Genomic DNA, 23,052 nt, shown 5'->3' with positions numbered 1-23,052 from the left:
CTGACCGGTGCTTGAAGAGAATAAAGAAATGGGCTTGGCGGCACCACAAGTGCGGCCTGCCCCTCAAGGATTTGCCATGTTGATGTCTGCTAACAAGCCCCTGGTCGCGCTCGAGAACGCCGCCGAATTCCACGCTCGCCACATCGGCCCCGATGCCGCTGACGAGGCCGGCATGCTGTCGGTCATCGGCGCCGCCTCGCGCCGTGCGCTGATCGATGCAGTGGTGCCCGCCAACATCAAACGCAGCAATGCGATGAACTTGCCGGCGGTCGCCTCGGAAGCGCAGGCGCTGGCCGAGTTGAAGGCTATGGCCGCGCAGAACAAGGTCTTGAAAAGCTATATCGGCCAGGGCTATTACGACACCCTGACCCCCGGCGTCATCCTGCGCAACATCCTTGAGAACCCCGCCTGGTACACCGCTTACACGCCCTACCAGGCCGAAATTTCGCAAGGTCGCATGGAGGCCTTGGTCAACTTTCAGACCATGGTCACCGACCTGACCGGCATGGCCATCGCCAACGGCTCGATGCTGGATGAAGCCACGGCCGCCGCCGAGGCGATGACGCTCGCCTTGCGCGTGGGCAAGAGCAAGTCGCAAGTCTTCTTTGTCGCCGATGACGTGCTGCCGCAGACGCTGGAAGTGGTGCAGACCCGCGCCAAGCCGCTGGGCCTGACGGTGCAAGTGGGCCCCGCCGCAGACGCGGGCAAGAGCGAATGCTTCGCCGCCCTGCTGCAATACCCTGGCGTGCAAGGCGATGTGCGCAGCCTGCAGGCCGCCGCCGATGCGGTTCACGGCCAAGGCGCTTTGCTGATTGCCGCCGCCGATTTGCTGGCGCTGACCTTGATCAAGGCCCCGGCCGAGTTGGGCGCCGACATTGCCGTCGGCAATACCCAGCGCTTCGGCATGCCCATGGGCAATGGCGGCCCACACGCCGCCTATATGGCTTGCAAGGACGAATACAAGCGCAGCCTGCCCGGCCGCTTGGTGGGCGTCAGCATCGACGCGCATGGCGCGCCGGCTTACCGCCTCGCGCTGCAGACGCGCGAGCAGCATATCCGCCGCGAGAAGGCCACGTCCAACATCTGTACCGCACAGGTGTTGCCGGCCGTCGTCGCCAGCATGTACGCGGTTTATCACGGCCCTGTGGGCCTGAAGCGCATCGCTCAGCGCGTCGCCAGCTTCACGGCGGTGCTGGCGCAAAGCTTGCAGGGCCTGGGCTGGACGCTGGCCAACACCAGCGCCTTTGACACGCTGACCGTCAACACCGGCGGCAAGACCGATGGCATCCTGGCGGCGGCAGTCGCTGCCGGCATGAATCTGCGTCGCTCCGCAATCGACACCGTCAGCATCTCGTTGGACGAAACCACCACACGCGCCGATTTGCAGGCCTTGCTGGCGGTGTTCTCTGCCGGTAAAGCCGTCGCCGACTTCAGCGCGTTTGAAAAAGGTGTAGCCAGCCTGATCCCGGCCGAGCTGCAGCGCACGAGCGCCTATCTGACCCATCCGGTCTTCAACCGCTACCACTCCGAAACCGAAATGCTGCGTTACCTGCGCGGCTTGTCGGACAAAGACTTGGCGCTGGACCGCTCGATGATCCCGCTGGGTTCGTGCACGATGAAGTTGAACGCCACCAGCGAGATGATCCCGATCACCTGGCCGGAGTTCGCCAATATTCACCCGTTTGCACCACACGATCAACTCAAGGGTTATGCGCTGCTGAACGAGCAGCTGACCGCTTGGTTGTGCCAAGCGACCGGCTATGCTGGCATCTCCTTGCAGCCTAACGCCGGCTCGCAGGGCGAGTACGCTGGCCTGTTGGCGATCAAGGCTTTCCACGAGGCGCGCCAGGAAGGCCATCGCAAGATCTGCCTGATTCCTGAGTCGGCGCACGGCACCAACCCGGCTTCGGCGCAGATGGTGGGCATGACCGTCGTCGTCACCAAGTGCGACAAGGAAGGCAATATTGATCTGGTCGACCTGAAGGCCAAGTGCGAACAGCACAGCGCCAACCTGGCCGCCATCATGATCACCTACCCTTCCACTTATGGTGTGTTCGACACCCATGTGAAGGAGATCTGCGCGCTGGTGAAGAGCCATGGCGGACGCGTCTATGTGGACGGCGCAAACATGAACGCCTTGGTCGGTGTGGCCGCACCCGGCGAATTTGGCGGCGACGTGTCGCACCTAAATCTGCACAAGACCTTCTGCATCCCGCATGGTGGCGGCGGTCCAGGCGTTGGCCCGGTTTGCGTGGTGGCCGATCTGGTGCCTTATCTGCCGACACACCGCTCCGGCGGTTATGCCAGCGAGACTGCCATCGGTGCTGTTTCGGCTGCCCCGCTGGGCAATGCGGCCGTCTTGCCGATCAGCTGGATGTACTGCCGCATGATGGGCGCCGACGGCCTGCAAGCGGCCACCGAAGTCGCGATTCTGTCGGCCAACTATGTAGCGGCTCGCTTGGCAGACGCGTTTGACATTCACTTCAGCAGCAATGTGACCAGCCTCAAGGGCGGCGGCGTTGCGCATGAGTGCATCTTGGACATCCGTCCGCTGAAAGATGCGACCGGTGTTGGCGCCGAAGATGTGGCCAAGCGTTTGATCGACTACGGCTTCCATGCGCCGACGCTGTCCTTCCCGGTGGCCGGCACCTTGATGGTGGAGCCGACCGAGAGTGAGTCCAAGTTCGAGCTGGACCGTTTCTGCGACGCCATGCTCGCCATCCGAGCCGAGATCACCAAGGTGGCGGACGGCACTTGGAGCCGCGAAGACAACCCGTTGGTCAACGCGCCGCACACGGCCGAGGCCTTGCTGAAGGCTGAATGGAGCCATGGCTACAGCCGCGAAGAGGCGGCCTACCCAGTCGCCACGCTGCGCCGCCAGAAGTACTGGGTGCCAGTCGGCCGCGTCGACAACGTCTGGGGCGACCGCAACCTGTCTTGCTCCTGCCCTCCGATGAGCGACTACGAGGCTTGATCAGCCGCTAGCCACTCGAACCGACTGCGCGCACCACTGCCGCGCCGTCGGTTTTTTTTCGCAGACATTTTTTGATGGAGGCCCGCTATGGCCGTCTCAGTTTTCGACTTGTTCAAGATCGGTATCGGGCCATCGAGCTCGCACACGGTCGGCCCGATGCGCGCCGCGCGCTTGTTCGCGCTGCGCCTGCGCCACGAAGGACTGCTGGACAAAACCACCCGCGTGGTCTCGCAGATGTATGGCTCGCTGGGTGCTACCGGCAAGGGCCACGGCACCGACAAAGCGGTACTCTTGGGTCTGGCCGGCCATGAGCCGGACAGCGTCGATGTCGAGCAAGTATCGCTTTACCTAGACGGCATACGCGGCGGCAATTTGAGCCTACTGGGCGAACACCCGATCGCCTTCAACGAGGCCAAGGATCTGGTCTTCTTCCGCCGCCAAAGCCTGCCTTTCCATGCCAACGGCATGCGCTTTGTGGCCTATGACGCGAACGAGGTAGAGATTCAGGAGCGCACCTATTACTCCGTCGGCGGCGGCTTTATCGTCAGCGACGAGGTGGCGGCCGACGGCAGCAAGCAAAAGGTCATCGCGCCCGACTCGCAGGTGCTGCCCTACCCTTTCCACAGCGGCGACGATTTGCTGAAGATTTGCAAAGAACACGACATCAGCATCGCCGAGATCATGCGCCGCAACGAGTGCCACTGGCGCAGCGACGAAGAGACCCGCGCCGGCCTGCTGAAGATCTGGCAGACGATGCAGGACTGCGTGGTGCGCGGCTGCAAGACCGAAGGCGTGCTGCCGGGCGGCTTCAAGGTCAAACGTCGCGCAGCGCAACTGCACCGTGACCTGACAGCCAACCCCGAAGCTGCTTTGCGCGACCCGCTGCAGGTGATGGACTGGGTCAATCTCTACGCCTTGGCCGTCAACGAAGAAAACGCTGCCGGCGGCCGCGTGGTCACGGCGCCCACCAATGGCGCGGCCGGCATTGTGCCTGCGGTGCTGCATTACTACACACGCTTTTATCACGGTGCGAATGAAGACGGCGTGATCAACTTCTTGCTAACGGCCGCTGCCATCGGCATTCTGTACAAGGAAAACGCCTCGATCTCGGGCGCCGAGGTCGGCTGCCAGGGCGAGGTCGGCGTGGCCTGCTCGATGGCAGCCGGTGCGCTCTGCCAGGTGATGGGCGGCACGCCTGAGCAGGTCGAGAACGCGGCCGAGATCGGCATGGAACACCATCTGGGCCTGACTTGTGACCCAGTCGGCGGTCTGGTGCAGATCCCCTGCATCGAGCGCAATGCGATTGCATCCGTCAAGGCGATCAATGCAGCGCGCATGGCCTTGCGCGGCGACGGCACCCACTTCGTCAGCCTGGACAAGGTCATCAAGACCATGCGCGACACCGGCGCCGACATGATGACCAAGTACAAGGAAACCGCGCGCGGCGGGCTGGCGGTGAATATCGTCGAGTGCTGACGGCCGCCCTCAAACGCTCAAAGTTTGATGCCGATCGGTGGGTTGTCCTTGGGCAACCAGCGCCGATAGATTTTGAGAAAGCTGCCGTCACGCTTCATCTCGCGCAAATGCGCGACCCACGTGTTGACCGTCGCATCAGGGGTGTCAAGCGAAAAAGCGATATAGCCTTCCGAACTCGCGTAGCTGTAGACAATCTCCAGCGAGTCCTCCGCAATGCCGGCCTTGGCCAGAATGTCAGGCATCGACAGCCGTTCGGTCGCAAAGAAAGGTGCCCGCTTGGCCAACAGCATCTTGATCGCGGTGACCGGCTCACTCACGCTGACCAGGTTTTGAAAACCCAAGGTTTTCAATTCTTCGGCGGTAAACCAGTCGCGCACAACCAGCACCGCCGATGCTCGCTTGGCATCTTCCATGCTGCGTAGCCGCATGCCGTTTTGGGCCGGTGCATAGATCGAACTGTAGAAGGTCACGATCGGACCTACCCACTTGAACTGCTTTTCCCGCTCTGGTGTGCGAGCCATCGAAAACAGCCCGACCTCGCCCGCGCCCTTCGCCTCTCGAAAGCCCCTCGCCCAGGGCATGAATTCAATCGCCAAATCTGACCCTTGGCGGCGTTGAATCTCCTGCACGATCTCCACAGCCAAGCCACGCGGCAGGCCTTGTTCGGTGAAGTTGATCGGCGGAAATTCCTCACTCAAGAGCCGCAAGCTTGCGGCACAGGACGATACCAAGCATAAAGCGAAACCAAGCGTTGCAAGGCCTCGTTGAACAAGTTGACAGAGAGACAGCTGCTTGGTCATGAGAGCCCAAGGATAGCAGCGGGAGCTTGGCCGCCAAAAGGAAAGGGGCACCGAAGCGCCCCTTTTCCACAAGCAGCGCTTGCTCAATCAGTCATCGCCCCCCGGCGCCAGCGTCAAGCCGCCAAGCGATGCCTTCTCGGCCGCGCCAGACTTGAGCTTGGGCTTGCGCTCCCGCACCAGGTAGGAGTACAGCACCGGCACCACGATCAAGGTCAACAGCGTCGAAGTGATGACGCCGCCGATGATGGCGCGGCCCATCGGTGCTTGCACCTCGCCGCCCTGGTTGAAAGCCAGCGCCATCGGCAGCATGCCGAACACCATCGCCGCCGTCGTCATGATGATGGGCCGCATGCGCACCAGGCCGGCTTGCAGCAAGGCCTCTGGAATGGTCGCCCCGCCCTTGCGCGCTTGGTTGGCAAAGTCGATCAGCAAAATCGCGTTCTTGCTGACCAGACCCATCAGCATCACCAGGCCGATCATCGAGAACACATTCAGCGTCGAGCCGGTCAAGAGCAAGGCCAGCATCACGCCGATCAAGGCCAAGGGCAGCGAGGCCATGATGGCAATCGGCTGCACAAAGCTGCCGAATTGACTGGCCAGCACGATGTAGATGAAGATCACGGCCAGACCCATCGCCGCAAGCAGCCCCTTGAAGGCCTCGGCCTGCTGCTTGCCGGCGCCGTCCACATTGAAGCTCACACCGGGCGGCAATTGCATGGACTTGATCATCTTCTGCACGTCGGCATTGACGTCACCGGAGGCACGCCCCTCGGTGCCGGCAAACACGGCCTCGCGCCGCTGCAGGTTCTGACGACGGATCACCTCAGGGTTGAAGACCGACTCGATCGTGGCGACCTGATCCAGCGAGATCGGCGAGCCATCTTTGGCGAACGCGACCGGCAGCTTGAGCATTTGATCAACCCGCTGACGTTGCTCGACCGGCAGGCGCAAGAGCACCTCGACCTGGTTGCCATCCGGCGTGGTCCAGTAGGTGGCCACGTCGCCATTGACATAGGCGCGCAGCGAGGCGGCGAGTTGCGGCGCGGTCAGGCCCAGCTCACGCACGGCCGAGTCCTTCAGCTTGACGGCATAGGCCGGCAAACCTTGCTTGACGGTGGTTTCCACGTCCACCGCACCGGGTACCTTCTTGATCCTGGCGACCAGATCATTGGCCACCTCGGTCAAGACGGTCGGGTCGGAGCCCAGGATGGTGATCCAGATCGAGCGGTCGCCGCCGACGCTGGCGTCCACGCCGGGCAACTTGGCGATGTCGGCGCGGAAGGCGTCTTCCAACTGCTTCTGGCTGCGCTTGCGGTCTTTCTTGTCCACCAGGGCAATGCTCAAGGTAGCCTGATTGCGGCCGGTACTCATGCCCTCGCCGGTGCCGCCGACGCTGGTCGAGATGGTCTTGATTTCCTTGTATTGCGACAAGATCTCTTCGATCTGCGCGACCTTGGTATTGCTGCGCTCCAGGCTGGAGGCCGTCGGCATACGCAGATTGACCTGGATGAAGCTGTCATCGGTCTTGGGCGCGAACTCGCTGCCGACGAAGGCGCTCAACCCCAAGGCCACGACAAAGCTGGCCACGCCTATGGCCATCACCAAGCCGCGCGGCGTGATGGTGGCAAAACGCAGACGGCGTGGCTGGCTGCGATCACGCAGGCCCTCGGCGTCAAACGGGCGACCAAAGGCCGGAAGCGGCGGCACAAACACGCGGTAGCGCCGGCCCGAAAAGGCCCAGCGAATCGTGCGCTCATAGGCGATGTGCAAAAGGTCCATGCCCCGGTCGGTGGCGCGGATCAGGTGGCCGATCACCGGTACGCGTTTCAGATAGGTGCTCGGTGGGTCTTTCCAAATCGAGCTGAGCATGGGGTCCAGCGTAAAGCTGACGAACAAGCTCACCAGCACCGCCACCGCCACCGTGATACCGAAGGGGTAGAAGAACTTGCCGATGATGCCGCCCATGAAAGCGATGGGCACAAACACCGCGCAGATGGCAAACGTGGTGGCCATGACGGCCAAGCCAATTTCGTTGGTGCCGTCAAACGCGGCGGTGCGGTGGTCTTTGCCCATGCCGACATGGCGCACGATGTTCTCGCGCACCACGATGGCGTCATCGATCAGCAAGCCGATGCACAGGCTCAAGGCCATCATGGTCATGAAGTTCAGCGTGAAGCCAAGCGCATGCACGGCGATGAAGCTCGAGATCACCGCGATTGGCAGCGTCAGGCCGGTGATGATGGTCGAGCGCCAGCTGTGCAGGAACAAGAACACGATCGCCACCGTCAGCAAAGCGCCTTCGACCAGCGTGTGCTTGAGGCCTTCTAACGAGTTCTTGACGTTGTCGCTGGACGCATAGATCAGATTCAGCTCGACGTCCTTGGGCAGGTTCTTGCGCAGCTCTTCCATCGCCTCCTTGACGCCTTCGCCGGTGGTCACGATATTGGAGTCTTGCTGCTTGAAGACGCTGAAGGTCACTGCTTGCGCGCCATTGATGCGGGCCAGGCTGTCGGGCTCGCGCTCGCGCTCGACCAGGGTTCCCAAATCACCCAGAGTCAGCACCAGATTGCCGCGCCTGGCGACGACGATATTGGCGAACTGCTTGGGGTCTTTGACCCGGCCTTCAACGCGCAGGATTGCGTCGGCGGTCTTGTCGGAGATCAGCCCGACCGGTTGATCGGTATTGGCTTCGCGCAAGGCGGTCGAAATCTCCGCCGGCGTCACGCCATATGCACGCAGACGCAGCGGGTCCAGATCGATGCGCACCTCGCGCAGAACCATGCCGCTGACATCAACCCGCGCCACGCCGTCGACCCGGCCCAGACGCTTGGCAATGATCAGCTCGCTCATCATCGACAGCTCGCGCGCCGGCCGCGTCTTGCTCATCAAGGCCGCCAGCACGATGGGCTGGTTGTCCTCGATCTGCGCGCGCGCCACGGTTGGCGTCTTCACATCTTTAGGAAAGGCGGCCTGAGCGGCGGCGACGCGGTCGCGCACCTCCTGCATGGCGCGGCCCATATCGGTGTTGAGGCCAAACTCGACCTGCGCTTGCACACGGCCCTCGAAACTGCGCGACATCACCTTCTCGACGCCGGCAATGGTGTTCAGCGCCTCTTCCAGTGGCTTGGCCACTTCGCGCTCGACCGCCTCAGGCGAAGCGCCGGGGTAGCGCACATCCACCGAGGCGACGGGGATCGAGATATCGGGCATGTTTTCCACGCCCAGCTTGCTGTACGAAAAAATACCCAGCACGCACAGCGCCACCATCACCATGGTCGCGAAGACCGGGTTCTGGATCGAAACTTTGGTCATCCACATGATCTGGGCCTCAGTTCGACGCGGCGGCGGTGGACTTTGTGGCTTCGGCAACCTTGGTCTTGCTCACCACCACCGAGGCCTTGGCGCCTTCACGCAAATTGTCAAAGCGGGCCGCCAGCACCTGCGAGCCGGGGCTGAGACCTTGCAGCACCTCGACCCGGCCTTCGCGTGCATCACTGCGGCCGGTCGTGACGATGCGGCGCAGCAAAGCGCCGTTCTCGATCAGCCAAACGCCGTCTTGGCCGGCATTGCTGGTGACAGCAGCCACCGGCACGGTCAGGCGCTGCGCGTCATCCGGCAGCTCCACCTTGGCGACCGCATATTGGCCGGCGCGGAACTCTTCTTTGGGGTTGGCCAATTCCAGCGTCACGCCGATCGAGCGCGTGCCCGGCTCGGCCGCCGGGGCGATACGGCTGATGCGCGCCTCGACATTGCGGTCCGAGCCCTCAACGCGGATTTGCACCGGCATGCCGGGCTTCAAACGGCTGACTTCGTGCGTGCCAACCAGGCCGGCCAGCTCCAGGCGGCTCAAGTCAACAATGCTCAGAATCTGCTGCTCGGGCGACAACTTCTCACCCGGCAGCGCATGGCGTTTAGATACGACCCCGCTGATCGGAGCGACCAAGGCGGCTTGGCGCAGCGTCACTTGCATGGTGTCGAGCTGCGCCTTGGCCGTGGCCACTTGGGCGCGCGCGGTCTCCAAGCTGGCCCGCGAGGTATCTAGCGCGGTAGAGGCGATGAATTTCTGCTCGGCCAGGCCTTGGTTGGCCTTGAACTGGCGCTCGGCCTGATCCAGCTGTGCGTGGGCCGACTCGACGCTGGCGCTGCGCTCGGCGACCCGGTAGCGCAGCTCTTCCAGATCCAGCTGGCCCAAGGCTTGGCCAGCCTTGACGCGGCTGCCTTCGCTGACGCTCAGGTTCAGCAGCGTGCCGGTCGACTTGGCACGCACGATAACAGTGCCGGGTGCTACCAGGGGGCCGGAAAACTCGATCAAGGCCGGCATGCTGGTCAGGGTCGGCTTGATGACCTCGGCCGGCACAAACTCCAACGCCACGGCAGCCTTGTCTTCACCCGGCTTGGTCGGCTTGGCAGCCGGATCACCCTTGCTGGCAAATACCGCGACTGCCCCACCGACCAGCACTGCGGCGGTAATACCGCCGAAAAGCCATTGTTTGCGCATGGAGTCCCCTTATTCATCTATTGCCAAAGTGGCCGCAGTGTAGGGACTGGGCCAGGGCCCTGCGATGGTCATCGTGACGAGTTGCAGAATTCAGGGCACGATCTGCACTCGGCAGCGATCATCTGATGAATGCGTTCTGCCGTCTATCCCAGACCAAGCTGCGCCAACAGGAAACAGCGCTCGCCAAGGCCGCCACCGCCGCCACGCCGAACACCGCTGCATAGCCGGTGTAGGACACCAGCCAAGCGCCGGCCAAGCTGCCCAAAACGCCCGAGCAACCATAGCCCAGGACGGTGTACAAGGCTTGGCCGCGGCCGCGCAATTGGCCGGGGAAATAGCGCGTTACCAGGGCGATGCAGGCGGTGTGCTGGGCGGCGAAGGTGATCGCATGCAGACATTGGGCCAGGAACAAGACCCACAAGCTGCCGGCAAAAGCACCGGTCACGCCAAAGCGCAAGGCCGTCGCCAGCGCTGCCGCGATCAGCCAATGATGCAGGCTGCCACGTTCCATCACCCTGCCCTGCAAGGCAAACCAGGCAATCTCTACCACCACCGATGCGGCCCACAAGAGCCCAACGATCTGCTTGCCGTAGCCCAGCGAATCCAGGTAGAGGCTGAAGAAGGTGTAGAGCGCGGTGTGTGCCAGCACGGTCAAGAACACGCCGGCAAAGAACCAGCGCACCTCCGGGCGGCGCATCACCTCTGCAATAGGCGGACTGGGCGCATGCGCCGAATGAGGCTGCTCCGGCTGCTCGGGCAAGCGCCATGCCATCACCACCACCAGTCCCAGCAAGACCAAGGTGGTGATGGCGAAAGCCTGCATTCCGAAATGCTCAAACCACCAGCCGGCCAGCAAGACGGTGGCCAAGAAACCGACCGAACCCCAGACCCGTACCTGGCCATAACGGCGCGCATCCATGCCGCCCTCGGCCGTCATCAACTGCGCCGCGACCAAGGTTTCCATCAGCGGCACGATCGCCGCGTTGAAGGTGAACATCAGAAACGTGGCAGCGGCCAGCGTTGTCACCGAGGCCCAAGGCGCTGGCACAAGAAAACCCAAGCCCGCACAAAAGCTGGCCAAGGCGGCCCAACGGATGATCTTGGTACGCTGCCCATGCCGGTCGGCCAAAGCGCCCCAGGCATAGGGCGCAAACAGCCGCGTCCAACTCGCCAAGGACACCAACAAGCCGATCGCTACGACCGGCAGGCCCAGCTCCTTGTACCAGAGCGGTGCGTAGGGGTTGAAGCCGCCGATGGCCGCAAAGTAGGCGCAGGACAGCGCACTGCAGGCCGCCAGCGTGCGCTTGGACGCTGCGGCTTCAGGCATGGAGATGAGGGAGCATCAAGCTTGCGCGTTAGAAGCCGCGATGGCTTCGATCGGCAAGACCACATCGCCGCATTGCGCGCGGTGGCGCAGCACATGGTCCATCAAGACCAAAGCCAGCATCGCTTCGGCGATTGGCGTGGCGCGGATACCCACGCAAGGGTCGTGGCGGCCAAAGGTCTCGACCGATGCCACCTCACCGGCCCGGTTGATCGACGCTTTGGGCGTGCGAATCGAGCTAGTCGGCTTGATGGCGATGCTTGCTACGATGTCCTGGCCGGTCGAGATGCCGCCCAGCATGCCGCCGGAGTTGTTCGATGCAAAACCCAGCGGCGTCAGCTCATCGCCATGCTCGCTGCCGCGCTGTGCCACGACGCCAAAGCCGGCACCGATCTCGACGCCCTTGACCGCGTTAATGCCCATCAGCGCATAGGCGATGTCGGCATCAAGCTTGTCGAACAGCGGCTCGCCCAAGCCCACGGGCACGCCGGAGGCTTCGACCCGGATGCGCGCGCCGACCGAATCGCCGGACTTGCGCAGCGCGTCCATATAGGCTTCCAACTCTTCAATTTTGCTCGCATTGGCGGCAAAGAAGGGGTTGTTGCCCACATGCTGCCAGCCTTCGAACGGAATCTCCAGCTCACCCAGTTGAGTCATGCAGCCGCGGAACTCGCAGCCGTATTTTTCTTTCAGCCATTTACGTGCCACCGCACCGGCGCCGACCATGGGGGCGGTGAGTCGGGCCGAACTGCGGCCGCCGCCGCGCGGGTCACGCAGGCCATACTTGCGCCAGTAGCTGTAGTCGGCATGGCCGGGGCGGAAGGTGTCGAGGATATTGCCGTAGTCCTTGCTGCGCTGATCCTGGTTCTTGATCAAAAGGCAGATCGGCGTGCCGGTGGTCAGGCCTTCATAGACGCCGGACAAGATTTCGACCGCGTCGGGTTCATTGCGCTGGGTCACGTGGCGCGAGGTGCCTGGGCGGCGGCGATCCAGCTCGGGCTGGATATCGGCCTCGCTCAGAGGCAAGCCCGGTGGGCAACCGTCGATCACGCAGCCAATCGCGGGGCCATGGCTTTCGCCGAAATTGGTGACACGGAACAACTCGCCGAAAGTACTGCCTGACATGGGGAACCTGTTTAGCTGGGGGCGGATGGATTCTATCGGCCGCCAAACAAAAAGCGGCCCGAAGGCCGCTTCTTCAAGAATCTCAACGAATCACAACTTGGATTCGCCCGCGCTCTCGGGGTTGTCTTCGAGCGGCCAATCGCGGATATAGGCCTTGAGCATGCGGTTCTCGAAATCCTGGCCATCGACCACCGCTTTGGCGACGTCGTAAAACGAGATCACGCCTTGCAAGGTCTTGCCGTTCAAGACCGGCATATAGCGGGCATGGCGCCCCAGCATCATGCGGCGCACTTCGTCGATTTCGGTCTCGGGCGTGCAGGTCAAGGGATGGTCGTCCATCACCCCGCGCACCCGCAAGGTGCCGACCGAACCGCCGTTCTTGACGACTGCCGCGATGACCTCGCGGAAGGTCAGCATGCCGACCAGATCGCCATGCTCCATCACCACCAAGGAGCCCATATCGCGCTCGGCCATGGTGGTCACCGCCTGCGACAGAGCTTCCTCTGGCGTCACAGTGAACAGCGTGCCACCTTTGACCCGCAAAATATCGACGACTTTCATGCGCTGACTCCTGAATGAGTGGGTCGCCGATATGGCTCAAACCCAAATTTTTTACTGGCTAGAAACATAGCACACAATGCGCCCAACTAACACCTGGGAGACACCATGTCAGGCTATGCAGACCCTGCTTTTGACACCTTGGCGCTACACGCCGGGGCCGCACCCGACCCAAGCACCGGCGCACGCGTCACGCCGCTGCATCTAAGCACCTCGTTTGTGTTCGAGAACGCCGAGCATGCCGCCTCGCTGTTCAATATGGAGAGGGCCGGCCATGTCTATTCGCGTCTGTCGAACCCGACCACCGCCGTGTTCGAGGAACGCGTCGCCGCACTCGAGGGCGGCGTGGGCGCGATCGCCACGGCCAGCGGCCAAGCAGCGCTGCATCTGGCTATCGCCACGCTGGCGGGGGCTGGATCACACATCGTCTCGTCGGGCGCGCTCTACGGCGGCTCGCACAATCTGCTGCACTACACGCTGCGCCGCTTCGGCATCGAGACCACGTTTGTGCGGCCCGGTGATATTGCGGGCTGGCGCGCCGCGATCCGGCCCAATACCAAGCTGCTGTTCGGCGAGACGCTGGGCAACCCCGGCCTGGATGTGCTGGACATTCCGACCATCGCGTCAATTGCCCACGATGCCGGCCTGCCTTTGTTGGTCGACTCGACGCTGACCACGCCCTACCTGATGCGGCCTTTCGAGCATGGCGCCGATCTGGTTTATCACTCGGCGACCAAGTTTTTGTCGGGCCACGGCACTGTGGTGGGCGGCGTGCTGGTCGACAGCGGCGCCTTCGACTGGCAGGCCGCGCATGACAAGCATGGCCTGTTCCCCGAGTTGTGCGAACCCTACGCGGGCTTTCACGACATGGTGTTTGCCGAGGAAAGCACCGTCGGCGCATTTTTGCTGCGCGCGCGCCGCGAGGGTCTGCGCGACTTTGGCGCTTGCATGAGCCCGCACACGGCCTGGTTGATTCTGCAAGGCATCGAAACCCTGTCTCTTCGCATGCAGCGCCATGTGCAGAACGCACAGAAAATTGCCGAGTTCCTGAATGCTAACGAGATGGTCGAGCGGGTCGCCTATCCGGGTTTGCCTAGCCACGCCAGCCACGCCTTGGCGCAGCGTCTGCTGCCGCGCGGTTGCGGCTCGGTGTTCAGCTTTGATCTGAGGGGCACGCGTGCCCAGGGCCGCGCCTTCATCGAGGCGCTGCAGATCTTCTCCCACCTGGCCAATGTCGGCGATTGCCGCTCGCTGGTGATTCACCCGGCGTCCACCACGCACAGCCGCATGGATGACGCAGCCTTGGCGCTGGCCGGCATTGCGCCGGGCAGCATTCGCCTCTCGATTGGCTTGGAAGATGCTGACGATTTGATCGCCGACTTGAAGCGCGCGCTGAAAATCGCAGCCAAGGCCTAGGAGCAAGACAGCATGAAATTGATCGTCAATGGCTTTGAAGCCTATGCCCACACCGGCGGCAAGCCGCTGGACCCCGCCCTGCCCGCCATCGTCTTTATCCACGGTGCGCTCAATGACCACAGCGTCTGGACCTTGCTGGCACGCTGGTTCGCCCACCATGGGCATGCGGTGTTAGCGGTCGATCTGCCCGGCCATGGGCGCAGCGCCGGGCCGCCTCTGAACAGCATTGCCGACTTGGCCGATTGGGTCTGGGCCTTGCTTGACGCCGCTGGCGTTCAGCAACAGGCGGGACTGGTGGGCCACAGCATGGGCTCGCTGATTGCGCTGGAGGCGGCGGCCCGCCAGCCTGCGCGAGCCAGCCATCTGGCGCTGCTGGCCACGGCCTATCCGATGAAGGTCTCGGAAGCATTGCTGAACACGGCGGCAGCGCAGCCCGACAAGGCGATCGCCATGGTCAATCAATTCTCCTTCTCGAGCTGGGCTAGCAAGCCGTCTTACCCGGGGCCGGGCGCTTGGCTGCAAGGTGGCGAAATGGCACTCAAGCGCCGCATCCAGGGCCGGCAAACTGAGGTCAATCTGTTCGAGCAAGACTTCAGGCTTTGCGATGCCTACATCGGCGGCTTGGAAGCGGCAGCCAAAGTGAACGCACCCAGCACCTTGATCCTGGGCGCTCGCGACCAGATGACGGCGCCCAAGCAGAGCAAGACGCTGGCCGAGGCGCTACAGGGCGCCAAGACCGTCATGCTGCCCGCCGGCCACTCCTTGATGAGCGAAGTGCCGGATGCCCTGCTGGCGGCGCTGCGCGTCGCGCTGAGGGTTTAGTTAGGCCAGGCCCAGTATGGGGCGCAGCTCTTTGAGCATGTCGGTCGTCATCGCGCGCAGGTCGTACTTGAGCTGCCAGCCCCAGTCGCGAACGGCCTCACTGTCGTCGATGCGTTGCGGCCAGCTGGCGGCAATCGCTTGGCGGAAGTCCGGCGCATAGCTGATCTCGAAACCCGGAATTTGCAAGGCAATTTCGGCCGCAATCTCGGCCGGCGTGAAGCTGACGCCGGCCAGGTTGTAGCTGCCGCGCTGCTTGATCGACTCGGCCGGCGCTTCCATCAACTCGATCGTCGCCCGCAAGGCGTCGGCCATATACATCATCGGCAAGCCCTGACCCTGCTCAAGGAAACAGCTGTACTTGCCGGTCTTGAGCGCCGAGTGAAAGATCTCGATCGCGTAATCGGTGGTGCCGCCGCCGGGTGGGGTCTTGTAGCTGATCAGGCCGGGGTAGCGCAGGCTGCGCACATCGACGCCGTGATTCTTGTGATACCAGGCGCACCAGCGCTCACCTGCCAGCTTGGAGATGCCGTAGATGGTGGTCGGGTCCATCACCGTCGTCTGCGGTGTATCCAGCGTCGGGGTCGATGGGCCGAAGGCGGCGATCGAACTGGGCCAGAAGATGCGGTCGAGCTTTTGCGTGCGCGCCAGCTCCAACACATTCAAGAGGCCCTTCATGTTCAGGTCCCAGGCCCACATCGGGTGCTTCTCACCGGTGGCGGACAAAGCAGCGGCCAGGTGATAGATCTGCGTGATGCTGTGGCGCTTGACGACGGTGGCCAGCGCCGCCGCGTCGGTCACGTCCAACATCTCATGCGTCAACTGCGGCACGCGGCCCTCAGGCGCCAGATCGCTGGTGATGATGTTGGCATCGCCGTGGCGCAAGGCCAGCTCTTGGGCCAACTCGGAGCCGATTTGGCCGTTGGCGCCGATGATCAGAATCTTGGTGGTGCTCATTGAAATTGCTTATTCAGGCGGTTTTGATCAGACCCAGCTCAAGGCCGGCTTGCGTGAAGGCGGCAACCGCTTGCTCCAGCTGCTCGCGCGAATGCCCGGCCGACACCTGCACGCGGATGCGCGCCTGACCCTTGGGCACGACGGGGAAGAAGAAACCGACCGCGTAAATGCCTAACTCCAAGATCCGTGCACTGAGCTTTTGCGCCAGCACCGCGTCGTGAACCATGATGGGCACGATCGGATGGGTGCCCGGCTTGATCTCGAAACCGGCGGCCTGGATGGCCTCGCGGAAATAGGCGGTGTTGGCTTCGAGCTTGTCACGCAGCGCGGTCGAGCCTTCCAGCAGATCGAGCACGGCAATCGATGCGCCGACGATGCTGGGCGCCACCGTGTTGGAGAACAAGTAGGGGCGCGAACGCTGGCGCAACAACTCGATCACCTCGCGCCGGCCGGTGGTGAAGCCGCCCGAGGCGCCGCCCAAAGCCTTGCCCAGCGTGCCCGTGATGATGTCGATCTTGCCGAACACATCGCGGTACTCATGCGTACCGCGACCGGTCTTGCCGATGAAGCCGCTGGCATGGCATTCGTCGATGCCCAAGAGCGCACCGTAGCGGTCGGTTATTTCGCGGATCTTGTCGAGCTGGGCGATCGTGCCATCCATCGAGAACACGCCGTCGGTGAAGACCAGGGTGAAACGTGCCCCGGCTTCTTTGGCTTCGATCAGGCAGCGCTCGAGGTCGGCCATATCGTTGTGCTTGTAGCGAAAGCGTTTTGCCTTGCACAGGCGGATGCCGTCGATGATGGAGGCGTGGTTCAGCTCATCGCTGATGATGGCGTCTTGCTCGCCCAGCAGCGGCTCGAACAGGCCACCATTGGCGTCAAATGCGGCCGCGTAAAGGATGGTGTCCTCGGTGCCCAGGAAGCGCGCCAGGCGCTGCTCCAGGGTCTTATGGAGGTCTTGCGTGCCGCAGATGAAGCGCACCGACGAGAGGCCGTAGCCATGGGTGCGCAAGGCTTCGTGAGCGGCCTCAATCACCTGCGGATGAGAAGACAAGCCCAGATAGTTGTTGGCGCAGAGATTGATCACCTCGCGGCCATCTGCGGTGTGCACCAGCGAGCCCTGAGGGCCGGTGATGACGCGCTCGCTTTTGTACAGACCCGCCTCGCGAATGCCCTGCAACTCGGTGTTCAAGTGGGCGTAGAAGTCAGCGGCGTTGGTCATTGAGGGCTCCTGATGCACAATTCATTAAATTGGACGCTGTTCGATATATCGAACCGGCGTGCAGTATCCAAGATTAGCGATGCGAGGTCAAGCATGTCGGTGCCCAGTTTAGACAGTCTTGAACCCCCCAAGGTGGGGGCCACCTTGCAGGCCTTGCGGCAAACGCAAGGCCTGTCCTTGGACGAGTTGTCGCGACGCGCCGGGGTCAGCAAATCCATGCTGTCGCAGATTGAACGCAACCAGGCCAACCCGACAGTCGCCGTGGTCTGGCGACTGGCGAACGCCTTGCGCGTCGAGATGTCTGAGCTTTTGGGCGGCGAGCGACCGGCAGCTCCGGCGATTGAGCGGGTCGCCGCGCATTCGATTCCGAGCATGAGCAGCCCGGACGGGCTGTGCCAGCTTCGCATCCTGGGGCCAATCGATCTGGCGGGTCAGTTCGAGTGGTATCAGCTGACGATAGAGCCCGGCGGCGCCTTGGAATCGGCCGCCCATGAGCCGGGTTCGCGTGAACACTTAAGCATACTCAGCGGCAGCCTGGAGATCAGCGCCGGCGGCAGCAGCCAGAACTTGCTTTGCGGGGAAACTGCCCGTTATGCGGTGGACGGGCCACACTCGATTCGTAACAAATCAGCCAGCGAGGCGGCGGAGGCTTTGTTGGTGGTGCTACACCCCTAACAAGTGAGCCAGGCTGATCTTTTCCCAGTCGCTGCGCTGCCATAGCGGCGCCAAGGCGGTGGAACGCTGGGCCAGGCAGACATTCAACAAGGGTGCGGCCGGCGTTTGCTCCGGCACCACCAGCAAAACCAGGCGCTGCGTGCCACTTTCGTCGAGCCGTCCGATCAGGTCAAGATCGCCCAATTGGTCCAGCACCGGCTCCAGCTGAAGCGGGTCAATACGCAGCCTTTGCGCCAGCAACAAACTGCTGGCGCCGCCCTCTCCAAGCTGCTGACTCAAGCGCAATTCACGCAAGACACCCAAGCTCAGTTCAAGCGCCAAGCCCGGCACATCCGGACGGCGCAGCATGCCGCTGCTCAGGCTGGGCGCATTGGCCGCCAGCAAAGCACCGAGCAAGACGATCACCCAGCCCGCATAGAGCCAGACCAGAAAAATTGGCACGGTGGCAAAAGCGCCATAAAGGGTTGAAAAGGTGGGCACCGATTTGAAATACCAGGCCAGTACGCTCTTGGCGGCGTTGAAGCCCAGAGCCACAAACACGCCGCCGGCCAAGGCGTGGCGCCAACGTACCACCGTGTTGGGCACGTAGTGGAACAGCGCGGCCACGCCGCAGGCCATCACCAACAGCTCAATGGCATTGAACATCACACCCACACTGAAAGGCAGCGTGGTGAAGTAGTCATGCCCCGTAGTCACGGCATAACTGGTGAGTGCCAAGCTCCCGCCCAGCAGCAATGGCCCCAAGGTCAGGCTGGCCCAATAGACCAAAACGCGCTGCGCCATGGGCCGAGGCCGCTGCACGCGCCAGATCGAGTTCAAGGTGCGGTCTATGGTCAGCATCAAGGCCAAGGCTGAGAAGCCCAAGAAGACCAGGCCGACGGCACCGAGCCGGTTGGCCTTGGAGGCGAATTGAGTCAAGGCGCCGAGCACCGGTTTGGCAATATTGGCCGGAATCAAGCTCTTGACGAAATACTGCTCCAGCGCGGTTTGGAAGGAGGAAAAGATCGGGAAGGCGGTGAACAAGGCCAGCATCACCGTCAACAGCGGCACCAAGGAAATCAAGGTGGTGAAGGTCAAGCTGCCGGCGGTGAGGCCCAGATGTCCCTCCCGAAAACGCAGGCGCAGGCTTTGCACGGTCTGGCGCCAGGGCCAGCGATTGAGGGTCGAAATCAGCAGTCGAAGCCAGCTCTTCAGGTCGAGCTTTTCAGTGGAGAGATTGCGCATGCTGGCTATGATGCCAGCATGTCTGCCTCTCACTCCCAGAATCCGCCCTCCCCGGCTGAGCCGCTGCGCACCCAAGCCAGCTCGCGCGAAGCGTTTTCCCGCAACCTAGCACTCGCGGCCCTGATTGCCCTTTTTCTCTTGAGCCTGGCCTGGGAGCTTTGGTTGGCACCGACCGGCCGCGGCACCCTGGCCATCAAGGCCCTGCCTTTGCTGGTGCCCATGGCGGGTTTGTGGCGCTATAGGCTCTACACCTTCCGCTGGCTTAGCCTGATGATCTGGCTCTACTTTGCCGAGGGTGCGGTGCGCGCCGCCAGTGAAAGCGGCATTGGCATGTGGCTGGCCATTGCCGAGGTGTTCTTGAGCATATTGATCTTTGTCGCTTGCGCGATGCAGGTCAGGCTGCGCCTGGCTGCAGCCAAAGCCCACACCGCAGCGGCCGATGCTCAGCCAAGCTGAATTTCTGCAAGCGCTACGCGGCGTCCTTGGCGAGGCCGGTTTGCTGTGCGAGGGCGACCTCAGCAGTTTCGAGCAAGACTGGCGCCGCCGCTATGAAGGTCGCGCCCTGGCGATTGCCAGACCGGCCGACACGGCCCAAGTCGCCGCCGTCGTCAAGCTCTGCGCGGCCTACGGGGTCGGCCTGGTGCCGCAAGGCGGCAACACCGGCCTGGTCGGCGGCTCGACCCCCGATGCAACCGGCGAGCAACTGCTGCTCAGTTTGTGCCGCATGAAGCAGGTGCGGGCGATTGATGCGGCCAATCTGACCATGACGGTTGATGCCGGCTGCGTGTTGCAAGCGGTGCAGGACGCAGCCGCAGAACAAGGCCTGCTCTTCCCCTTGAGTCTGGCATCGGAGGGCTCCTGCACGATAGGCGGCAACCTCGCCAGCAACGCCGGGGGCACGCAGGTATTGCGTTACGGCAACGCACGTGATTTGTGCTTAGGGCTTGAAATGGTGACAGCCGACGGGGAAATCTGGAACGGTTTGTCGGGTCTGCGCAAAGACAATACCGGCTACGACCTGCGCCACCTTTTTGTCGGCAGCGAAGGCACGTTGGGCGTGATCACCGCCGCCACCCTGAAGCTCTACCCCAGCCCCAAGGCGCAAACGACGGCGCTGGCAGCTTGCGACTCATTGGACGCTGCCGTGAACTTGCTGGTCCTGGCGCAAAGCCGTGCCGGCGCAAGCCTGAGTGGCTTTGAAGTGATGAACGCGGTGTCGCTGGGCTTGGTGAAAAAACATTTTCCGCAATTGCAGCAAGCCTTGGCCCTCAGTCCCTGGACGGTCTTGCTGGAACTGTCAGACACCGAAAGTGAAGCCCATGCCAGCGCCATGTTTGAAAGCTTGCTGGAGGCCGCCTTGGAGGCCGGCGTGATCAGCGACGCGGCGGTGGCTGCCAGCCAGGCGCAATCGCAGGCGATGTGGCATTTGCGCGAGTCGATACCGCTCGCTCAGGCGCAAGAAGGGCTGAATGTCAAGCACGACATCGCGCTGCCCGTCTCGGCAATCCCGAGTTTTGTGACCGGCACCGACACGACCTTGAAGGCGGTTTTTGCCGGGGTTCGTCTGGTTAACTTTGGCCATCTCGGCGACGGCAATCTGCACTACAACGTGCAAGCGCCAGAGGGCGTGCCGGCCAAGGAATTTTTGAGCCAGCATGAAACGGCCATCAACCAAATCGTCTATGACGCAGTAGCCGCACATGGCGGCTCATTTTCGGCCGAACATGGCATCGGCCAATTGAAACGCGCAGAACTGGCCGCACGCAAAGACCCGGTCGCCTTGCACATGATGCGCGCCATCAAAAATGCCCTCGATCCTAAGGGCTTGATGAATCCGGGCCGTATGCTTTGAGCTAAGGCGATGCTCAGGGAGGCATGCCGATGTGTTGCTGCAAAAATCGCTCGACCCGGCCCCAGAAGTCCTTGTTTGTTTCCATCGCGCGCCAGCCATGGCGTTCCTCTGGATAGAGCACCCATTCGACGCTTTTGTGTCCGGCGGCCGCCAAAGCGTCGCGCATGCGCAGGCCATGCTCCATCGGCACACGGCGGTCCAAAGCACCATATGCCATCAGCAGCGGACGTTTGAGGCGGGCGGCTTGCTTCAGCGGCGAGGTGGCATCCAAGCGCTCGCTGTCCGCGTCCGGGTGTCCGATCAAATTGACCAAGTCATAACTGCGGCCGAGTTCGCTGGCATCGCTATTGAGCGAGCTGAATAGCAGCTTCAAATCCGACACGCCGACCCAGTTAATGCCGCAGCGGAACAACTCGGGCTGTTTGATCAAGCCCATCATGGCCGCATAACCGCCATAGCTGGCGCCGGCAATGCAAATGCGATTGGGATCAGCCGATCCGCTCTTGATCGCCCACTGCACCGCATCGGCCAAGTCATCCTGCATGGCCAGGCCCCATTGCTTCCATCCGGCCCGACTATGGGCAGTCCCATAGCCGCTGCTGCCGCGGAAATCGGGCTCTATCACCAAGTAGCCACGCGAGGCCAGGAACTGCGCCTCGGCACTCCATTCCCAATGATTGCCTCGCACATAGGGGCCGCCATGCACGAGCAGCACGGTCGGCAGCATCGCCTTGCTATTGGTGCCGGTAGGCATGCTCTTCGGGCGAGTCACAACCAGGGGCAGACTCAAACCATCGCGTGCGCTGATGCGCATAGGCTCACGCCTGGCCATCTCCTGCGGCTTGATCCAAGGGCGGGCGGACAGCAAGGGCTTGAGGGTCAAGCTGTCGGGCTGGAAGCTGCTGAAGATAGTCGGCTGACGGTCGGAGCTGGACTTGACCAAGACCAGCTTGGCGTTCAGGCAGTCGCGGCAGTCGATTTGGTTGACGGTGGCGGGCAGCGCCTTGTCGACTGCGGCCTGCAGCGCCTTCATCTGCTCATCAAACCAGACGCTGTCCCTAGACTCCCCTTCATAGTGAATCCCCAGCAGGCGGCCGGTCTTTTCATCAAACACCAGCTCACCGCTGAAGTCATAGCCCTTGATGTTCATCACATCCTGCAGCGCCGCCTCGGGCTTGGCCGTATCCATGCGCAGCAAGGCTTGGGTGCCTGTGGGCTGGCTAGGGTTGCCGACCAGGTAGAGCTGGCCGCGTGGGCCGGCCTCGTACCAGCTGGGCAGACTGCTGTTGAACCGTTCGTCCTCTCGCCACAGAGTCCAGCTGCGAGCATCGGCCGAGGGCAGGTACATCGCGTAGCGATCCTTGTCAATCGCCGTGGCTGCCACCGGGCGGCCGGTCTTGTCGACCAGCCATGTGTAGACATGGGGCGGCGCGTTATCCAACACCGAACTCTTGCGGCCGTTGCGTGTATCCAGCCGTGCCAACACGGCCGAGGTGAATTCGCCCAGCCCGTTGTAGCGACTCTCTTCAATGATGACATCATCACTGCCATCCTCCAGCACTCGGTGCAGATGCCAAGTCCAAGGCAGCAACTCCTCGCGGCGCTCCTTGAACAGCGAGTTCTTCAGCGCCGCGATACCGTCCGCATTGACGCTGGGGCGGCTGCTCTCGGCGTTGACCAGTTGCTTGAGGTTTTCGCCGTCCACATCGATGGCCCACAGACCTTGGGCGACCGGCTTTTCGCTCGCCTCCTGCAACTGCGCAACGTCAAACACCAGGCGCTTGTTATTGACCCAGAAGACACGGTTGATGTCGGTATCCCCGAGGCCGATCACGGCCTTGGAGGCCGAGAAATCCTGCAAATTGACAACAGCCAGTTGGGTGCGGCGCCCCTCGGGCGAGGTGACGATGGCCATCAAACGGCCGTCCGGCGAGAGCACCCCGCCGCGGTACATGGGTAGACGAAAGAAATCCTCTATGGCCGGCAAGCCCTGGCTCGGATTGGCTCCGGCCAGGCCACAGGCCACCCATAGCGAAGCCATCGCCAGCACGCGCTGGCCGATTCTGAAAAGGCTCATTCTTATCGTCCTCCCGAGCTGTGATCGCTCAATGTGGGGCGGACTGTAAGCGGAT

At 62.6% G+C, this 23,052-nt stretch carries 17 protein-coding genes; 7 read left to right on the top strand and 10 right to left on the bottom strand.

Features of this window, described 5'->3' with window-relative positions; all coding sequences use genetic code 11:
• The first annotated feature begins 76 nt into the window (after window positions 1-76).
• Both gcvP and PRZ03_RS16620 read left to right on the top strand, forming a co-directional pair.
• On the top strand, window positions 77-2,974 hold the full coding sequence (gene gcvP / locus PRZ03_RS16625) for an aminomethyl-transferring glycine dehydrogenase (protein WP_273601378.1): 2,898 nt from the start codon (window positions 77-79) through the stop codon (window positions 2,972-2,974).
• Window positions 2,975-3,061: 87 nt separating this feature from the next.
• The gene (locus PRZ03_RS16620; RefSeq protein ID WP_273601377.1) at window positions 3,062-4,450 is read left to right on the top strand and encodes an L-serine ammonia-lyase; all 1,389 of its coding nucleotides are present in this window, start codon (window positions 3,062-3,064) and stop codon (window positions 4,448-4,450) included.
• Window positions 4,451-4,467: 17 nt separating this feature from the next.
• Here PRZ03_RS16620 and PRZ03_RS16615 read toward each other — a convergent pair whose 3' ends face one another.
• The 6 genes from PRZ03_RS16615 to PRZ03_RS16590 all read right to left on the bottom strand — a co-directional run bounded on the left by PRZ03_RS16615 (window position 4,468) and on the right by PRZ03_RS16590 (window position 12,758).
• Window positions 4,468-5,148 (bottom strand): substrate-binding periplasmic protein, encoded by a 681-nt coding sequence (locus tag PRZ03_RS16615; protein ID WP_273601376.1) that lies wholly within the window; start codon window positions 5,146-5,148, stop codon window positions 4,468-4,470.
• Window positions 5,149-5,337: 189 nt separating this feature from the next.
• Complete coding sequence (locus tag PRZ03_RS16610) at window positions 5,338-8,568, bottom strand: efflux RND transporter permease subunit (protein ID WP_273601375.1); 3,231 nt, start codon at window positions 8,566-8,568, stop codon at window positions 5,338-5,340.
• 10 nt (window positions 8,569-8,578) lie between these two features.
• Window positions 8,579-9,748, bottom strand: coding sequence for an efflux RND transporter periplasmic adaptor subunit (locus tag PRZ03_RS16605; protein ID WP_273601374.1), 1,170 nt, complete (start codon window positions 9,746-9,748; stop codon window positions 8,579-8,581).
• A gap of 118 nt (window positions 9,749-9,866) precedes the next feature.
• Entirely contained in the window at window positions 9,867-11,075 is a 1,209-nt protein-coding gene (locus PRZ03_RS16600; protein WP_273601373.1) for an MFS transporter, read from the bottom strand.
• Between the two features lie 15 nt (window positions 11,076-11,090).
• On the bottom strand, window positions 11,091-12,197 hold the full coding sequence (aroC, locus tag PRZ03_RS16595; protein ID WP_273601372.1) for a chorismate synthase: 1,107 nt from the start codon (window positions 12,195-12,197) through the stop codon (window positions 11,091-11,093).
• A gap of 90 nt (window positions 12,198-12,287) precedes the next feature.
• Window positions 12,288-12,758 (bottom strand): CBS domain-containing protein, encoded by a 471-nt coding sequence (locus PRZ03_RS16590; RefSeq protein WP_263535125.1) that lies wholly within the window; start codon window positions 12,756-12,758, stop codon window positions 12,288-12,290.
• 105 nt (window positions 12,759-12,863) lie between these two features.
• Here PRZ03_RS16590 and PRZ03_RS16585 point away from each other — a divergent pair, with 105 nt between their 5' ends.
• Window positions 12,864-14,171 carry an O-acetylhomoserine aminocarboxypropyltransferase gene (locus PRZ03_RS16585; RefSeq protein ID WP_273601371.1) on the top strand — a complete coding sequence of 436 codons (1,308 nt, stop codon included), beginning with the start codon at window positions 12,864-12,866 and terminating at the stop codon, window positions 14,169-14,171.
• Window positions 14,172-14,183: 12 nt separating this feature from the next.
• Window positions 14,184-14,993, top strand: a complete 810-nt coding sequence (locus PRZ03_RS16580; protein ID WP_273601370.1) for an alpha/beta fold hydrolase — start codon at window positions 14,184-14,186, stop codon at window positions 14,991-14,993.
• On the opposite strand, the gene PRZ03_RS16575 is transcribed toward PRZ03_RS16580, so the two are convergent.
• Together PRZ03_RS16575 and kbl are read right to left on the bottom strand one after the other, a co-directional pair.
• Complete coding sequence (locus PRZ03_RS16575; RefSeq protein WP_273601369.1) at window positions 14,994-15,947, bottom strand: NAD-dependent epimerase/dehydratase family protein; 954 nt, start codon at window positions 15,945-15,947, stop codon at window positions 14,994-14,996.
• Between the two features lie 13 nt (window positions 15,948-15,960).
• Window positions 15,961-17,169 (bottom strand): glycine C-acetyltransferase, encoded by a 1,209-nt coding sequence (gene kbl, locus PRZ03_RS16570; RefSeq protein WP_273601368.1) that lies wholly within the window; start codon window positions 17,167-17,169, stop codon window positions 15,961-15,963.
• A 93-nt stretch (window positions 17,170-17,262) separates the two neighbouring features.
• Between kbl and PRZ03_RS16565 the strand changes: the two genes are divergently transcribed.
• Window positions 17,263-17,844 carry a helix-turn-helix domain-containing protein gene (locus tag PRZ03_RS16565; protein ID WP_273601367.1) on the top strand — a complete coding sequence of 194 codons (582 nt, stop codon included), beginning with the start codon at window positions 17,263-17,265 and terminating at the stop codon, window positions 17,842-17,844.
• Here the strand turns inward: PRZ03_RS16565 and PRZ03_RS16560 are convergent.
• The gene (locus PRZ03_RS16560) at window positions 17,833-19,068 is read right to left on the bottom strand and encodes a YihY family inner membrane protein (protein ID WP_273601366.1); all 1,236 of its coding nucleotides are present in this window, start codon (window positions 19,066-19,068) and stop codon (window positions 17,833-17,835) included. The two genes, PRZ03_RS16565 and PRZ03_RS16560, sit on opposite strands and share 12 nt — an antisense overlap.
• Window positions 19,069-19,086: 18 nt before the next feature.
• Between PRZ03_RS16560 and PRZ03_RS16555 the strand changes: the two genes are divergently transcribed.
• Window positions 19,087-19,524 carry a DUF2069 domain-containing protein gene (locus PRZ03_RS16555; protein ID WP_273601364.1) on the top strand — a complete coding sequence of 146 codons (438 nt, stop codon included), beginning with the start codon at window positions 19,087-19,089 and terminating at the stop codon, window positions 19,522-19,524.
• Window positions 19,508-20,920 (top strand): FAD-binding oxidoreductase, encoded by a 1,413-nt coding sequence (locus PRZ03_RS16550; RefSeq protein WP_273601363.1) that lies wholly within the window; start codon window positions 19,508-19,510, stop codon window positions 20,918-20,920. The genes PRZ03_RS16555 and PRZ03_RS16550 overlap by 17 nt, the downstream gene beginning before the upstream one ends.
• 13 nt (window positions 20,921-20,933) lie before the next feature.
• On the opposite strand, the gene PRZ03_RS16545 is transcribed toward PRZ03_RS16550, so the two are convergent.
• A complete protein-coding gene (locus PRZ03_RS16545) occupies window positions 20,934-22,997 on the bottom strand; it encodes an alpha/beta hydrolase family protein (protein WP_273601362.1) in 2,064 nt (687 codons plus the stop codon).
• Window positions 22,998-23,052 lie beyond the last annotated feature (55 nt).

The sequence above is a fragment of the Roseateles albus genome (assembly GCF_028595345.1).
Classification (GTDB): domain Bacteria; phylum Pseudomonadota; class Gammaproteobacteria; order Burkholderiales; family Burkholderiaceae_C; genus Paucibacter_A; species Paucibacter_A albus.
Note: the sequence above shows the minus strand (reverse complement) of the source record. Positions and strands in the feature narration are given on the sequence as shown.

Excerpts from the sequence above, each read along its gene's own strand:
- gcvP (WP_273601378.1), top strand. The coding sequence starts at position 77 with ATGTTGATGTCTGCTAACAAGCCCCTGGTCGCGCTCGAGAACGCCGCC.
- PRZ03_RS16620 (WP_273601377.1), top strand. The coding sequence starts at position 3,062 with ATGGCCGTCTCAGTTTTCGACTTGTTCAAGATCGGTATCGGGCCATCG.
- PRZ03_RS16610 (WP_273601375.1), bottom strand. The coding sequence starts at position 8,568 with ATGTGGATGACCAAAGTTTCGATCCAGAACCCGGTCTTCGCGACCATG.
- PRZ03_RS16605 (WP_273601374.1), bottom strand. The coding sequence starts at position 9,748 with ATGCGCAAACAATGGCTTTTCGGCGGTATTACCGCCGCAGTGCTGGTC.
- PRZ03_RS16600 (WP_273601373.1), bottom strand. The coding sequence starts at position 11,075 with ATGCCTGAAGCCGCAGCGTCCAAGCGCACGCTGGCGGCCTGCAGTGCG.
- aroC (WP_273601372.1), bottom strand. The coding sequence starts at position 12,197 with ATGTCAGGCAGTACTTTCGGCGAGTTGTTCCGTGTCACCAATTTCGGC.
- PRZ03_RS16590 (WP_263535125.1), bottom strand. The coding sequence starts at position 12,758 with ATGAAAGTCGTCGATATTTTGCGGGTCAAAGGTGGCACGCTGTTCACT.
- PRZ03_RS16585 (WP_273601371.1), top strand. The coding sequence starts at position 12,864 with ATGTCAGGCTATGCAGACCCTGCTTTTGACACCTTGGCGCTACACGCC.
- PRZ03_RS16580 (WP_273601370.1), top strand. The coding sequence starts at position 14,184 with ATGAAATTGATCGTCAATGGCTTTGAAGCCTATGCCCACACCGGCGGC.
- PRZ03_RS16575 (WP_273601369.1), bottom strand. The coding sequence starts at position 15,947 with ATGAGCACCACCAAGATTCTGATCATCGGCGCCAACGGCCAAATCGGC.
- kbl (WP_273601368.1), bottom strand. The coding sequence starts at position 17,169 with ATGACCAACGCCGCTGACTTCTACGCCCACTTGAACACCGAGTTGCAG.
- PRZ03_RS16565 (WP_273601367.1), top strand. The coding sequence starts at position 17,263 with ATGTCGGTGCCCAGTTTAGACAGTCTTGAACCCCCCAAGGTGGGGGCC.
- PRZ03_RS16560 (WP_273601366.1), bottom strand. The coding sequence starts at position 19,068 with ATGCGCAATCTCTCCACTGAAAAGCTCGACCTGAAGAGCTGGCTTCGA.
- PRZ03_RS16555 (WP_273601364.1), top strand. The coding sequence starts at position 19,087 with ATGTCTGCCTCTCACTCCCAGAATCCGCCCTCCCCGGCTGAGCCGCTG.
- PRZ03_RS16550 (WP_273601363.1), top strand. The coding sequence starts at position 19,508 with ATGCTCAGCCAAGCTGAATTTCTGCAAGCGCTACGCGGCGTCCTTGGC.
- PRZ03_RS16545 (WP_273601362.1), bottom strand. The coding sequence starts at position 22,997 with ATGAGCCTTTTCAGAATCGGCCAGCGCGTGCTGGCGATGGCTTCGCTA.